Here is a 14036-nt window from a genome sequence, read left to right on the forward strand (position 1 = left end):
GGCTTTAAATTGGTTAATCTAGTTATAAGGAATATTAACGTGTTTAATGACAAACAGGGTTAAAAATTCCGGATTTTCGGAATTGCGATAAAGGGTTTTGACGAAGAATATAGAACACTTTACAATAAGGATAATCTCCTGATTCAGGCTCCTGATTTTGGAGAATGCTCTCCCTATTTTAGGTTAGATCATCCGAACGTGTAAAATTTCCTTCCTCGTTTTTTCAACTTTGTCATCTTCCTATCAAGGCTCATTTCTTTCTGGTGTATTTCTTTTCTAATTCACTTCTTTTTGGAATTCTGTTCATTCATCCTAGGTTTGCTGAACTTTATATTACCCATAAGTCAAGGGAGGCTTTTCCATGAAGAAAAAAGAAATGGTAGCCATGCTATTGGCTGGAGGCCAAGGCAAAAGATTGAAAGGTTTAACCAAATCGCTTGCCAAGCCCGCTGTCTATTTTGGGGGCACTTATCGGATCATCGACTTTCCTTTAAGTAACTGCTCCAACTCGGGCATTGATACTGTCGGTGTATTGACACAGTATGAGCCACTTATACTACATTCTTACATCGGAGTAGGCAGTGATTGGGATTTGAACCGTAAGAATGGTGGAGTATTCGTATTGCCACCGCATGAACGTGAGAATGGAAGCAGCTGGTATCGGGGAACAGCCGATGCGATTTATCGAAATCTTAAATTTGTAGATCAGTTCGACCCCGAGCATGTTCTTATTCTATCCGGTGATCACATTTATAAAATGGATTATCATGCTATGCTGCAATACCACAAGGAGAGAAATGCAGATTGCACAATTTCTGTGATTGACGTTCCGCTGGAGGAAGCAAGTCGATTTGGAATCTTAAATACGGAGGACGATCTGAAAATTTACGAATTTGAAGAGAAGCCTGCACAGCCAAAAAGCACGCTAGCTTCTATGGGTGTGTACATCTTTAAATGGGAAATTCTCCGCAAGCATTTACTGGAGGACGGAGAGAATATAGGGTCATCTCACGATTTTGGTAAGGATATCATTCCTTTGATGCTGGAAGACGGAAACTCTTTATTTGCGTACCCTTTTGAAGGGTATTGGAGAGACGTTGGAACGGTAGCAAGCCTGTGGGAAGCGAACATGGATTTACTGAGCGATAATCCACCGCTTAATCTAAATGATCCCAACTGGCGCATTTTTACACGTAATCCGAATCAACCTGCTCAATATGTCGCACCTGGGGCGAAAGTGTCAGGATGCATTATTAATGAAGGGTGCATTGTGCATGGTGAAGTGAAGCACTCGGTTCTTTTTTATGGCGTAGAAGTAGGTGAAGGCAGTGTGATTACGGACTCCGTAATTATGCCTAAGGTTAAGATTGGTAAGAACGTACGCATTCATAAAGCGATTATTAGTGAAAATACGGTAATCGACGATTATATGGAAATAGGCATCGAGCGGGAGAACGAGAACGAAATTCTGCTGATCGACAATAAAAGCAAAAAACGTAAATCAGCTGTGGCCAAAACCATATAATCAAGCTAAAACGCCTTCGGCGTCCTTCTAGGGACGGTAAGCGTTTATGCGAGATTTATAAGGATAAAGTATATAGTGAAACTTATACTTTCTTATAAATTATAAGAGGACGGTGGATTCCGATGAAGCAACTCATGGGTGTAATTAATCTGGATCATGAACTCGATAAACTAAATGAACTCACTTATTTCCGCTGTGGTGCAGCCGTACCTTTTGCCAGTCGTTATCGGTTGATAGATTTCGTGCTTTCCAATATGATGCGTGCGGATCTGGAGAGCGTGGGCCTGTTTGTTCGCCGTAAATACCGTTCTTTAATGGACCATTTGGGTGACGGGAAATCTTGGGATATGAATCGCAAGCATGGGGGACTATTTATTTTGCCTCCGGACTGGAATGATCCCACCGATACTTCTCTTGGCGACCTTCAGCATTATCATAATAATCTGGATCTTTTTAAACGGGGATCTGCTAAATATATTGTGTTTTCCGGCAGCCAGCATATTAATACTATCGATCTCCAGGACTTGTACAGCTACCATTTGGAGAAGGGTGCCGATGTTACAGTAGTATACAAAAAAATAGAGCAATTGCAGCCAGAGCATGAGTTATGCCAGCGTATTGAAGTGGACGAAGAGAATAATGTGACCAATATCCATCATGAGAAGGATCATCCCAATTTATATCTCGATATCTTCATTATGGAGAAAAAACTGTTCCTGGAGCAGGTGGAACATTGCATTGCACATGGGGAGAGTTACTTTTTCCGTGATGTCATTCAGAAAAACCGCCATAAATTCAAAATTGCTGCTTATGAGTATCATGGCTATCATGCCGTAATTAATTCATTGGAAAGCTATTATAAGAATAGTCTGGAGCTGCTTCAGCAGGAGAATTACTTTAGTCTGTTCAAAGAAAGTCCAGTGCAGACGAAGATTAAATATGAGGCTCCTACCCGATATTTAGAGAGCGCAAATGTCAGCAATTCACTGGTGGCTAACGGCTGCATTATAGCTGGAACGGTGGAGAACAGCGTGATCTTTCGTGGGGTTCAGGTACGTAAAGGAGCGAAGATCATCAACTCTGTAATTATGCAGAAGTGCATTATAGAGGAAGATGCTGTTATTGAGAATGTGATCATGGATAAGGACGTACATTTAAGTAAGAATCGAATTCTCGTCGGGGATAGTAAACGTCCATTTGTGATCGCCAAGAGCAGCAAAATATAAACCAACTGGATTAGATGAAACGAAACAGTATAACCTATCTGATCTACAGGCATAGTCTAATGCATCCCTAAAAAAAGCTTTTGTCAGGAGGAACCTGCTGTTGTTTAACGATAAAGAAACTTTCAAACAGGTGTTTCGCGAGACGCTCATCAGTAAATTGGGCAAACCTTTGGAGGAAGCCTCGAATGCTGATGTCTATAAAATATTAGGCAACATGATTCGCGAGAATGCCGGGAAAAATTGGGCGGATACCAATCAAAAGTACAAGACGGATAAGGATAAGCAGGTATACTATTTTTCTATGGAGTTTCTGATCGGAAGACTTCTGGGGAACAATCTGCTGAATATGGGCGTGCTGGAGGTCGTGCGTGAGGGATTGGCCGATCTTGGTTTCTCGCTGCAGGATATAGAGGAGGTAGAAGCCGACGCTGGGCTTGGCAATGGAGGACTTGGACGTCTAGCTGCTTGTTTCTTGGATTCACTGGCCTCCCTGCAATATGCGGGGCATGGTTGCGGCATACGTTATAAATACGGCCTGTTCGAGCAGAAAATCGTTGACGGGTATCAGGTGGAACTGCCCGATTACTGGCTGCAAAATGATAATGTATGGGAAGTGCGTCGTGAAGACAAGCAGGTAGAAGTAAGGTTCTGGGGTGTGATTGAGACTCGGGAGGAGAACGGGCGGCTTATCTTTGAGCATAGTCAATATGAGGCCGTTCGTGCAGTTCCGTATGATGTGCCTATCATTGGTGCAGATCGGCGGCATGTGAATACACTGCGCAACTGGAGCGCGGAGTCCATCACCCAGCCTACCAGAACCTTTGGCTCTTTTGCCGGATCAGACTATCATAAATTCCTGGAATATAAGCGTTCCGTAGAATCCATCTCGGAGTTCCTGTATCCGGATGACTCTCAATACGAAGGCAAGCTGTTGCGGTTGAAGCAGCAATACTTCCTCTGCAGCGCTGGCCTGCAAAGTATTCTGCGAACCTTTGGAAAGCTTGGACTCCCTATACAATCGCTGCCCGACAAGGTTGCGCTTCATATCAATGATACACATCCGACGCTTGTAATTCCTGAATTGCTGCGGATTCTGATGGATGTACATGGATTAGGATGGGATGAGGCGTGGAGTATTACAACTCGTATGGTGTCCTATACAAATCATACGATCTTGAGCGAAGCCCTGGAGAAATGGCCTATTCAAATGGTCAGGGACTTGCTTCCACGTATTTTTCTTATCATTGAAGAGATTAATGCCCGCTTCTGCGGCGAGCTGATGAGTCGTTATCCCGGCGATCAGGACCGGATTTCACAGATGGCAATTATTCATGACGATCAGGTTCGCATGGCTCATCTGGCGATTGTGGCGAGCCATAGTGTCAATGGGGTAGCAGCGCTGCATACAGAAATATTGATGAAACGCGAAATGCGGCTCTTTAATGAAATGTACCCGCACCGCTTCAATAATAAGACGAATGGGATTACTCACCGGCGTTGGCTGATGCATGCCAATCCGGATCTGGCTAACCTTATCAATCAATCGATAGGAACCCGCTGGATGAGCCATCCGCAAGAGATGATTGGTTTGATTAAATATTGTGAGGATGCTTCCTTCCAGGAACAAGTAGCCAGCATTAAACGGCGGAATAAGCTCAAGTTGGCTGAATACATTTACAGCAAGCATTCAGTACATGTAGACCCCGACTCTATCTTTGATGTTCAGGTGAAGCGCCTGCATGCTTATAAGCGGCAGCTGCTAAATATTTTGCATATTCTGCATATGTACAACCAAATCAAAGATAATCCTTCGATGGATATGGTACCGCGCACGTTTATATTCGGAGCAAAGGCGGCACCAAGCTATCATTTGGCGAAGCGAATTATCAAGCTGATCAATACTGTGGCGGAGGCTGTCAACAAGGATCCGGATGTTAAAGGCAAGATCCGTATCTTTTTCCTTGAGAATTATTCGGTATCCTTGGCCGAGAAGATCATTCCTGCTGCGGATATTAGTGAACAGATTTCTACAGCGAGTAAAGAGGCTTCCGGTACGGGGAATATGAAGTTTATGATGAACGGTGCATTAACCGTAGGTACGATGGACGGTGCTAACGTGGAAATGCATGAGATGGTAGGGGACAACAATATGTTCCTGTTCGGTCTTCGTGCTGAGCAGGTAATGGATTATTATCAGCATGGCGGCTATCACGCACGTGATATCTACAATGGGGATAGCCGTGTGAAGGAAGTATTGGATCAGTTGGTTAATCCGGGACCTATATGCTGTCATGGTGCGGAGTTTGAGACCATTTTCCATTCTCTTTTGGATAATAACGATGAATTCTTTGTGCTTAAGGATTTCGCAAGTTATGTCGAGACTCATGTCGAGATTGACCGGGCATACCGCAACCGTCAGGAGTGGCTGAAAAAGTCTATTATAAATATTGGTCATTCCGGTAAATTCTCAAGTGATAACACGATTAGCCGCTACGCCGCGGAGATTTGGAATATCAGTCCGGTACGGCTATAGGCTCAACAAGAATAGGCTGACTTATAAGTAGGAGATTCCTACAAATGAGACAGCCTATTTCTTATGCTCTATAGGGCAGAGCTGCTTTAGATAACTTCCGATACCAGGGCTGCGAACCGCTCCAGGAACCGGCGTTCCTCATCATCAAAACGATCTTTCAGCGGACTGTCGATATCGAGTACGCCAAGCAAACGATCATCCTTGATCAGCGGGACAACAATTTCGCTGTTTGAAGCGGCGTCACAGGCGATATGTCCCGGGAATGCATGCACATCTCCAACTACTAACGTGCGTCGTTCCGCAGCAGCCGTTCCGCAGACTCCACGAGACAACGGGATGCGGATGCAGGCAGGAAGACCTTGGAAAGGCCCGAGCACAAGCTCCTTGCCATCAAATAAATAAAAACCGGCCCAATTCGTATCCGGCATAGCGTGTTTAAGCAGTGCCGAAGCATTGGCCAGGTTGGCCGTAGCACTTGGTTCGTCCTTTACTAATGCTTCTAGTTGGATTAGAACCGCTTCAAACTGCTCGTTGCGTGTTCCATCGTAAGGCATAGCTTGAAACATGAAGCATCACCTTCCTGTACTTTAAATTCAAATATGAACTCATAACTGTAATTATCAACATAGTACAGCTAGACATAATACGTCAAGCGACAATACCAATCTGTAACAATATGGAATGTTCCTTGAAGTCCATGAAATGCGGAACAGCCACAATAATGTTTCCGGGGATCGGTCAGAGGGTAATGCTAGTATAAATACCGAAGGCTATATAGCCGGAAGAGGTGGAATATGCGCGCTGATGTACAGAACTTGTTCATAGGAATTCATATGCTTTATTGTGCACGGGATAAAGATGTGACGATCTCAGAGATGCTGCTCGGACTTGAAGATCTGGGGTATCGTGTAGGAGAACGCGAAGTGAAACAGGAATTGGAAAAGCTGACACTGGACAACTTTCTGACTGCCCATACCGAAGGGTACAGTATTACGGGGACTGGAATTGAAGAGTTCAAGGATATTCGAGCCAAACTTCAGGTGTTATGCAGTGAAGTTATTCATGAAGCGGAATGAAATCATTGTAGTTAAGTTTAATAAAAAGCGTCTGTATTTAGGGAGTGTTTGCTCCCTGCTGCAGACGTCTTTTTACGTTAACGCGTAGAATTTGTTCTTTTCAATGTTAAAGAATTTAGAACTTTTATCTTAAGGATATACTCTTGAATGATGTATAATTGATAAGTTGAAGGGGGGCAGAGACTTGTATAACTGCAATGGAGTGATACCCACACTGGTCGGCAGTAGAGTGAAGCTGTGTGCTATGACTACTGAACATGCTTCAGCATTGTATCAGATCTGGTCTCATCCAGAGGTCACCCGCTGGCTGGGGGCTCCAGCATTATCCTCTATCGAAGAGACTGAGCAACTGATTGCATTTTTATCACAGATGGCTCAGGAAGAGGACAGCTTACGCTGGAGTATTGTAGGACCCGGAGGTGAAGTTATAGGGAGCTGCGGGTATAACTATTGGCAGTTACAGGGAGCTTACCGCGGGGAAATTGGCTGCGATCTGGCGCCTGCCTTTTGGGGGCTTGGATATATGAAAGAAGCGCTTGGTTTAGTGCTCAACTTCGGCTTCAATAGGATGGGGCTGAATCGGATAGAAGCGCTGTGTCATCCTGATAATAATCGTGCGGAGAGGCTGGTTCAAACGCTCGGCTTTCAGAAGGAAGGTATACTGCGTCAATATCGTCAGACCCCTTCCGGCTTTCAGGATGTGACTCTACATGCGCTTCTGCGTGGGGAATGGCAATGATTTGATTACATAAAGAGAGGGTTTGGAACATTGAAGTCAACAGGGGATTTAGAACGTAAATTAATACTGATAGGGGTGCTGCTAGCTACCTTTTTGGCTGCGATTGAAGGAACGGTAACAGGACCAGCGGGTCCAGCTATCGTAGGTGAATTTCAGGGAATGCAGTGGCTTAGCTGGATATTCACTTCTTATTTGCTGGCAATGGCTATTACTACTCCTATTTTCGGCAAAATCAGTGACCTCTTTGGACGCAAGCCGGTGTTCATGTGGGGGGCAGCTGTTTTTTTATTAGGCTCATTATTATGCGGTATTTCGCAAAGTATGGAACAGCTGATCCTGTTCCGGGCAATACAGGGGATTGGCGCGGGTGCGCTCATTCCAATGACCTTTACCATTATCGGGGATATTTACAGTATTGAAGAGAGAGCGAAGACACAAGGATTACTTAGCTCTGTATGGGGGATTTCCTCTTTGGTAGGCCCTCTTCTTGGAGGATATGTTGTAGATTACCTAAGCTGGCGCTGGGTATTTGTCTTTAATCTGCCGTTTGGTTTACTAGCAATGGTATTTATTGCCCGTTATTTGAAGGAAGAAAAGGTACGCCGGAAAGCACAAATTGATGTGGCAGGTGTGCTGCTGTTCGCTGCTGGTATGGGCGCATTACTCTTCGGTCTCTCCACAGGAGGACAGAATCTGGAGTGGACATCCCCACTGCTAATCGCAACTCTAAGTGTGGCTGTTATCCTGCTAGTCTTATTTTTCTTTGTGGAGCGTCGTGCTCCTGAACCTATGTTGCCGCTGGGTCTATTCTCGAACCGCAACATAGCGGTGTCTACTGGGGCTAACCTGCTGGTAAGCACATTAATTATTGGGCTTTCTACGTATGTGCCATTATGGGTGCAGGGTGTATCCGGAAAAAGCGCCGCCATCTCAGGTTTGCTACTGGCGCCGATGTCGGTAGGCTGGATGTTTGGTTCGATCGCCGGAGGGCGGATGATTCTAAAAGCAGGTTCGCGTCGAACCGCAATGCTTGGATTGATTATGATCGCTGCCGGGGCTATTGGTCTGGCTTTCTTAACAGGAGAGTCTTCACAACTGCTGCTCTTATGCTTGATGCTGGTCTGTGGAGTTGGCTTTGGGTATTCTTCTACAGTCTTTACGATTATCGCGCAGTCCTCTGTTGCGTATGAGCAACGGGGAGCATCTACAGCGCTTAATGCGTTCACGCGTTCTTTAGGACAGACTGTTGGGGTGGCTATTTTTGGTTCCTGGCTGAACTTGAATATTGATAAGCTGTTAAGAAAACAACCGGATTCGAACATCTCAGGAGATGATATTAATAAGCTGCTTGGATCACATGCAGGAACCAACCTGTCTGGGGAAGTATCAAACAGTCTGCGTGATGCCCTTGAAGGTGGTCTTCATTCATTATTTATCGTAATGGCAGTTTTCGCTGTTTTGTCGCTGATAATATCCTGGGGTTTGCGCAAGGGTGTGCCTTCAGTAGAGGATGCTTCATCGTCCTTGAAAAAGGCATAACTTATTAGGTAGATAGCGTGTTAAAGTGGTTGAACCATACGAATTTACTCCCTGGAGTGGAGTACGGAGTGACGCATGGAATGACCGACGGTGTGGCATATGGAATGACGCATGGACTAACGGACGGAGTATCACATGAAATGACGCATGGAGTGACACATGGAATCACGCACGGAGTAGCACATGGAATAACGGATGGGTGGCACGCCAGATTGATGTAACCTCTAGAGTAGAGCGTCGATGGAAGCAGTGGAAGCAGTCGTTAGACATATTTAGTTGTATTTAGTACAACTATAATCCTGCCGTTAACTCTTCAATGGATATAGCTGTATTTAGTACATCTATTTTCTTGATTTACTCGCCTAGGGGTACTTTTTCTGGTTTTTAATTGTACAGAATACACTTAAAGTTAGAATAATCCGATTTGCATACGAAATAGCTGTATAGAATGCAGTTATTCCTTTAGCTACTGCTCAGGTTCCCATCAAGATCGGGCGCTGAAAATATAGCGGGTTATATCAAAAGTGGATTTTACTGAGAGTGGTAGTTACGGTCAGCTAGAAGGGACGTCCAATCGGAAGTGTGTTCGCCAAGTCCAATCGGAGGTGTGCTACGCCAAATCCAGTCGGAAGCGTGCACGCAAGTCATGCCGAATAAGGATGACGATGATCCGAGGTTTGCCAAAAGCGGACCTCAAGGTCCGTCTTCGGCATCGACTTACTGCCCTAACTGATCAGTTCCCAACTAATGTTCGGCTAACGGAGGCTGTAAAAAGGCACTCAAATTTTGCTCAGAGGGGTCATAAGGACTTATATCATCTGCTCAAGTAAACTGCCGCAGAACAAAAGAAAACCAATGGGCGATTCTCAAATAAATCGGAGAATCGCCTATTGGTTTTCTTTTTACCATTAACAGAAATCAACAACAGCTTGTCTAAAACACATAAATAAGCGACTCTTACTTACGAGGAAGAGGGGATAGCTTCTCAGCTTGTAGACCCATCTTTTTGAGCAGAACAATCATTTGTTCCTTCTCATCATCATTCAGACCGCTGAAAGCAAGATGCAGGCGTTCTGAATATTTCGGATACATCTCATTCATGAGACGTTCACCTTCCGTAGTCAGCTCCGCAAAAATCACACGGCGGTCGCTCGGACAAGGCTTACGCTGCAAATAGCCGCGTTCCTCAAGCTTATCGATTACGTAAGTAACGTTGCCGCTTTGCAGCAGCAGCTTGGCGCCAATTTGTTGAATGGGTTGTGGTCCCTTATAGTACAACACTTCCATAACGGCAAAGGCAGTCGGATTAAAACCTTCAATTTTGCTGCCGGTAACAGCATGTTCATTAATGCTCTTAAAAGACTTGGCAAATACCCGGTACAAATGTAGTGTTAATTGCGTATCACGTTCGTAAGATTGTATCATGCTTCTCCACCCTCTATCGTTAATCATGTGTGAACTCATCGCACAGTTTGCAATCAATAGTCATTAGTGCACGGGTTACCTGTGCAACGAACCTTGAGATAACCTTAGAATACGTGAAAGAGCGAATGAAGAACATGTGATTTGTCACAATGAGCACACTTTTAATTATTAAAAATCAAACAATTTTTTAAATACGATAAAAACGAAGGTTTTTTTGATTTCAGTCTTTGAAAGGATAAGAATTTCAGCCTTAGGTTCAAGCGCTATTTACGCCTCCAGACGGATGATTGATGTTCTCCAATATTTTACTATTACTTCATCGAGAAATAGTAACGGGGAGTGAAGTAAGATGGAGGAACGGCTGGCTCATGATTCAAAAGAAGGAAAGCTAACGGCGAATAAGCCCTTTATGCTGCTTATTGCCGCACAGCTTGTATCGAATGTGGGAGACTGGTTGCATATCCTAGCGCTACTGACAATGGTAGGTTTTAAATGGAATGCGACACCGTGGGAAATTACGGCTATATCTTTATGTATGGCTGTGCCGTTGCTCTTAGGAGGACCGTTCGCAGGTTATTTAAGTGATCGTTTTAACCGCAAGGCGCTGATGATTGGTTCGGATCTAGCTCGTGCCGGAATCGTTGTTTGTTTGGTATTTGCAGGTTCTCTCTGGCAGGTATATGTCCTGCTGGTGGCTAAAGGGATCATGGATGTACTCTTTTCACCAGCCAAAAGCGGAAAGCTCAAGGAGCTTGTCCCTGCGGCCCAGATGGATAAAGCCATGGCGCTTAGCTCATCTATCGAACAAATAACCAAAATTGTAGGTCCTGCTCTAGGTGGACTTCTGGTTGCCGCATTTGGTATTGCCGCTTGTTATGTGATTGACTCGGCTACCTTCATTTTATCGGCGGTCATCTTAATAGGACTGCCGCGTGCGGCTGCACTGAAGAAAGATGCAGCAGAGGATAGCACAGGGGAGAATGGTGCTCGGAAGTCTTTTCGCCAAGAAATGTCGGCGGGTCTGCAGGTGATCGTGGGAATGCCTGTAGTACTTTGCGGGATTGCTATGCTGGTGCTAGTGCTGCTAATGCTGCAAATTGGTGATTCGCAGATTGTAACGTTATTCCGGGAAATTCCGGGTGTGAACGGTGATCTGCTGGGTTGGTGTGTGGCAGCCAGTGGCCTTGGCACCTTACTGTCAGCCCTGCTTGTAAGCCGTATAGGCAGTGGTAAACATACGCTCGTCTTTATGGGATTGGGAGCTGTAATTATGGGGGTTGTTTTCTCAAGTGCAGGAATTGTAACTGACCACGGTCAGGCCGGATTATGGATGAACATCGCTTTATTTGGTTCTTTTATGTTTGCTGGTGTGGGAGCAGGCCTTGCGTTCATTCCCTTCAATTCTATGCTGCAACAGCGGACCCCTGCGGAATACACGGGCCGTGTATTTGGAACTATAGGCAGTCTAACAAGTGCGGCTGTTATCTTGGGACCTGTAGCCGGTGGGGCTTTAGTTACAGCGTCAGGACCTGTCCCGGCTTTCATTCTCTCTGGTTTGCTTACAGCCCTGCTCGGAGTGTTACTGTTAATGCTGCGTGGTAAAATCGAGCGTAGAGATGAAGCGGCAATTAAACGTGAAGAAGAAATTTCAGCAACAAATAACCTAGAGCTTCTGGGACAGACCTCTCTTTAATGGGAGGTTTCTTTTTTAAATAGGAGAGTAGTTCTCTGAGCTGTGAAAAAATCAGTTTGCTTCCTTGGAGAAAGTATATATAGTACGATTAGAGAAGCTATCTTTCTGGATTGGAATTTCGATAATAATATTCATTAGAAATATTTAGGAGTTGGCGAATATGGAGAATGTAGAAATAACAGGGGATACCGAGAGCGACGAAGAGATTGTACTCGATGTTGAGATCGATGAAGCAGGCTATGAAGCAGGTGCCCCGTGCATATTCGATATTTCATTTCAGGTGCGGCGTGGACAGCTGCTCGGACTGATCGGACCAAACGGTGCAGGAAAAAGTACTACAATTAAAACACTGCTCGGTTTGCTTAAGAATACCAAAGCTAAGGTCTCCTTTAATGGAGTTAATAAATCCTATGCTTATGTACCGGAGCAGCCGGTGTTTTATGAGGACCTGACCTTATGGGAGCACTTAGATTTGGCTGCTGCTGCTTATGGACTAAAATATGAGCAGTTTCAAGAAACGGCGGAGAGGTTACTGAAGCAGTTCGGCATGAATCATGTCCGTGATGATCTTCCAGCTGGTTTCTCTAAGGGTATGAAACAGAAAATGATGCTGATGCTTGGCTTTTTGGTACAGCCGGATGTTTATATTGTGGACGAGCCTTTTATCGGCTTGGATCCTCGGGCCACTAAAGATTTCCTGCGGCTGCTGGAAGCGGAGCGGCAGCGCGGAGCTGGTGTATTAATGTCTACGCATGTATTGGATACTGCTGAGAAAATTTGCGATGATTTTGTGCTGATCTCGGGTGGCAGGGTTGCCGCTGCAGGAACGCTCGAAGATATACGTGATTATGCTGGGCTGCCGGAGGCGTCGTTGTTTGATTGCTTCGACGAACTGACATGAGTAAGCAGAAGCAGCGAGGGTTTGCTTTTCCTACCTCCAAAAAGCTATTCTGGCGGCGATTATTTTCTCATTGGCGTGAGCAATCTGCTATTATTCGTACGGCTGCCGATTGGACTGTGCTGTTATATATACTGATTCCCGGGGGATTTCTGGGAGGACGGTTATATTACGGGTTCTGGAACGAGGCATTGCCAGCTTGGAGTGCAGATTTGCCGTTTATGCTCATTCCTTCATTATTAGTGCTCCTGCTCTGTAGAGGGGGACTGGTGCTATTATTGCAGGAAGGCGATCTATTATTTCTAAGACAACGGCAGCGATGGATAAATACGATTATGTTTCGCGGGTTGCTGTACAGCCTGATCGTAACATCGTTGAAGTTCTGTGTAGCTTTTGTGCTGTTATTACCTTTTCTGGTTCGGGGATATGGAATGCTGTCATCCGAGGTATGGGCGCTGTTCGCTCTGACTCTGGCATGTAGCTGGTGCATTAAATTACTGGGGCATATTGTAAAAGTACAAAAGCAAGGCTGGCGGCGCTGGCTGTGGCTGATCCTGGCCATCTCCGTTCCTTGTGGGATTTATTTCCGTGCAGCTGCGTTTTGGAACAACAGTCCAGTTTTTATGCTGCTGATGGCAGCACTCTTTGCACTCGTAGCGGTAATCGCTCTTCAGCGGCGTATAGTGATGCGTGGGACATTCATGAACGATGTGCGTGAAGATTATAAGCAGCGGATGAAAATAGCGGCCCTATTACTCCGCGGCGTACTGGATAAGCCACGTCCGACCCGCCATAAGCCGTGGATTTTCCGGAAATCACAGCCTTTGCTAAAATCAAAAACTGCCGAGAGTCGTTTCTCTGCGGCAGCGATTAAGGCACTTGTACGGAATCCGGCTCATTTAAAGCTCTACTTATCGTTTACTGCTGTGTCCCTTCTAGCGATATTTATCATTCCATCAGGGTTCAAATGGCTGGGCTTTATAGTTTTAGTTTCTCTCATGACCAATTGGCTGTTGTCGTTCTGGTCGTTATTCGTGGGAGATGATTACATCGGAATTCTGCCGTTTACAAAGGAACAAAAAGCCGAAGCGGGGCTGCGTGCGGTCCCTATCTTACTGCTTCCTTTTTCAATCATTTGTTCTGCGCTGATCTGTATTTCCTTATATGGATGGTTTGGGATTATCCTGTTCATCCCGCTAGGTTATATCGTTGCACTGTTTAGCTCTAGAATATTTGGAACATTTCGCTTAGCGAAATAAAGATATAAATAGAACGGAAGAGTGCCTCATAAGCCGTGAAAAGGCTGCTGGGGCACTCTTCTTTTTTTGTCTTGATTCGATCTATTGCACGCACGTACGTATGAGGTACCTAGCTAGCCTATC

General features: G+C 45.1%; 12 protein-coding genes. 10 read left to right on the plus strand and 2 right to left on the minus strand.

Annotated features, from left to right (window positions below; all coding sequences use genetic code 11):
• Nucleotides 1-361: 361 nt before the first annotated feature.
• The 3 genes from MHB56_RS17370 (at nucleotide 362) to MHB56_RS17380 (ending at nucleotide 5284) form a co-directional block, all read left to right on the plus strand.
• Nucleotides 362-1525, plus strand: coding sequence for a glucose-1-phosphate adenylyltransferase (locus MHB56_RS17370; RefSeq protein ID WP_076278140.1), 1164 nt, complete (start codon nucleotides 362-364; stop codon nucleotides 1523-1525).
• A gap of 122 nt (nucleotides 1526-1647) precedes the next feature.
• Nucleotides 1648-2751, plus strand: coding sequence for a glucose-1-phosphate adenylyltransferase subunit GlgD (glgD, locus tag MHB56_RS17375; RefSeq protein WP_036676786.1), 1104 nt, complete (start codon nucleotides 1648-1650; stop codon nucleotides 2749-2751).
• A gap of 100 nt (nucleotides 2752-2851) precedes the next feature.
• Entirely contained in the window at nucleotides 2852-5284 is a 2433-nt protein-coding gene (locus MHB56_RS17380; RefSeq protein ID WP_036676789.1) for a glycogen/starch/alpha-glucan phosphorylase, read from the plus strand.
• 86 nt (nucleotides 5285-5370) lie between these two features.
• Here MHB56_RS17380 and MHB56_RS17385 read toward each other — a convergent pair whose 3' ends face one another.
• Entirely contained in the window at nucleotides 5371-5850 is a 480-nt protein-coding gene (locus tag MHB56_RS17385; protein WP_036676791.1) for a GAF domain-containing protein, read from the minus strand.
• Nucleotides 5851-6078: 228 nt separating this feature from the next.
• On the opposite strand from MHB56_RS17385, the gene MHB56_RS17390 reads away from it, so the two are divergent.
• The 4 genes from MHB56_RS17390 (at nucleotide 6079) to MHB56_RS17405 (ending at nucleotide 8859) form a co-directional block, all read left to right on the plus strand.
• Nucleotides 6079-6360 carry a hypothetical protein gene (locus MHB56_RS17390; protein ID WP_036676794.1) on the plus strand — a complete coding sequence of 94 codons (282 nt, stop codon included), beginning with the start codon at nucleotides 6079-6081 and terminating at the stop codon, nucleotides 6358-6360.
• A 184-nt stretch (nucleotides 6361-6544) separates the two neighbouring features.
• Nucleotides 6545-7099, plus strand: a complete 555-nt coding sequence (locus MHB56_RS17395; protein ID WP_248549067.1) for a GNAT family N-acetyltransferase — start codon at nucleotides 6545-6547, stop codon at nucleotides 7097-7099.
• A 30-nt stretch (nucleotides 7100-7129) separates the two neighbouring features.
• Nucleotides 7130-8638, plus strand: coding sequence for an MDR family MFS transporter (locus tag MHB56_RS17400; RefSeq protein WP_076124409.1), 1509 nt, complete (start codon nucleotides 7130-7132; stop codon nucleotides 8636-8638).
• 17 nt (nucleotides 8639-8655) lie between these two features.
• A complete protein-coding gene (locus MHB56_RS17405; RefSeq protein ID WP_341143798.1) occupies nucleotides 8656-8859 on the plus strand; it encodes a hypothetical protein in 204 nt (67 codons plus the stop codon).
• A gap of 736 nt (nucleotides 8860-9595) precedes the next feature.
• Here MHB56_RS17405 and MHB56_RS17410 read toward each other — a convergent pair.
• On the minus strand, nucleotides 9596-10063 hold the full coding sequence (locus MHB56_RS17410) for a MarR family winged helix-turn-helix transcriptional regulator (RefSeq protein WP_036676802.1): 468 nt from the start codon (nucleotides 10061-10063) through the stop codon (nucleotides 9596-9598).
• 349 nt (nucleotides 10064-10412) lie between these two features.
• On the opposite strand from MHB56_RS17410, the gene MHB56_RS17415 reads away from it, so the two are divergent.
• The 3 genes from MHB56_RS17415 (at nucleotide 10413) to MHB56_RS17425 (ending at nucleotide 13913) form a co-directional block, all read left to right on the plus strand.
• Nucleotides 10413-11756 carry an MFS transporter gene (locus MHB56_RS17415; RefSeq protein WP_248549064.1) on the plus strand — a complete coding sequence of 448 codons (1344 nt, stop codon included), beginning with the start codon at nucleotides 10413-10415 and terminating at the stop codon, nucleotides 11754-11756.
• Nucleotides 11757-11916: 160 nt separating this feature from the next.
• The gene (locus MHB56_RS17420) at nucleotides 11917-12657 is read left to right on the plus strand and encodes an ABC transporter ATP-binding protein (RefSeq protein WP_036676805.1); all 741 of its coding nucleotides are present in this window, start codon (nucleotides 11917-11919) and stop codon (nucleotides 12655-12657) included.
• Nucleotides 12636-13913: an ABC transporter permease gene (locus MHB56_RS17425; protein ID WP_280753256.1), complete on the plus strand. Its 1278-nt coding sequence runs from the start codon at nucleotides 12636-12638 to the stop codon at nucleotides 13911-13913. Before MHB56_RS17420 ends, MHB56_RS17425 begins: the two co-directional genes overlap by 22 nt.
• The last annotated feature ends 123 nt before the right edge of the window (nucleotides 13914-14036 follow it).

Source organism: Paenibacillus sp. FSL H8-0315 (genome assembly GCF_038005365.1).
Taxonomy (GTDB): Bacteria; Bacillota; Bacilli; order Paenibacillales; family Paenibacillaceae; genus Paenibacillus_AQ; species Paenibacillus_AQ odorifer.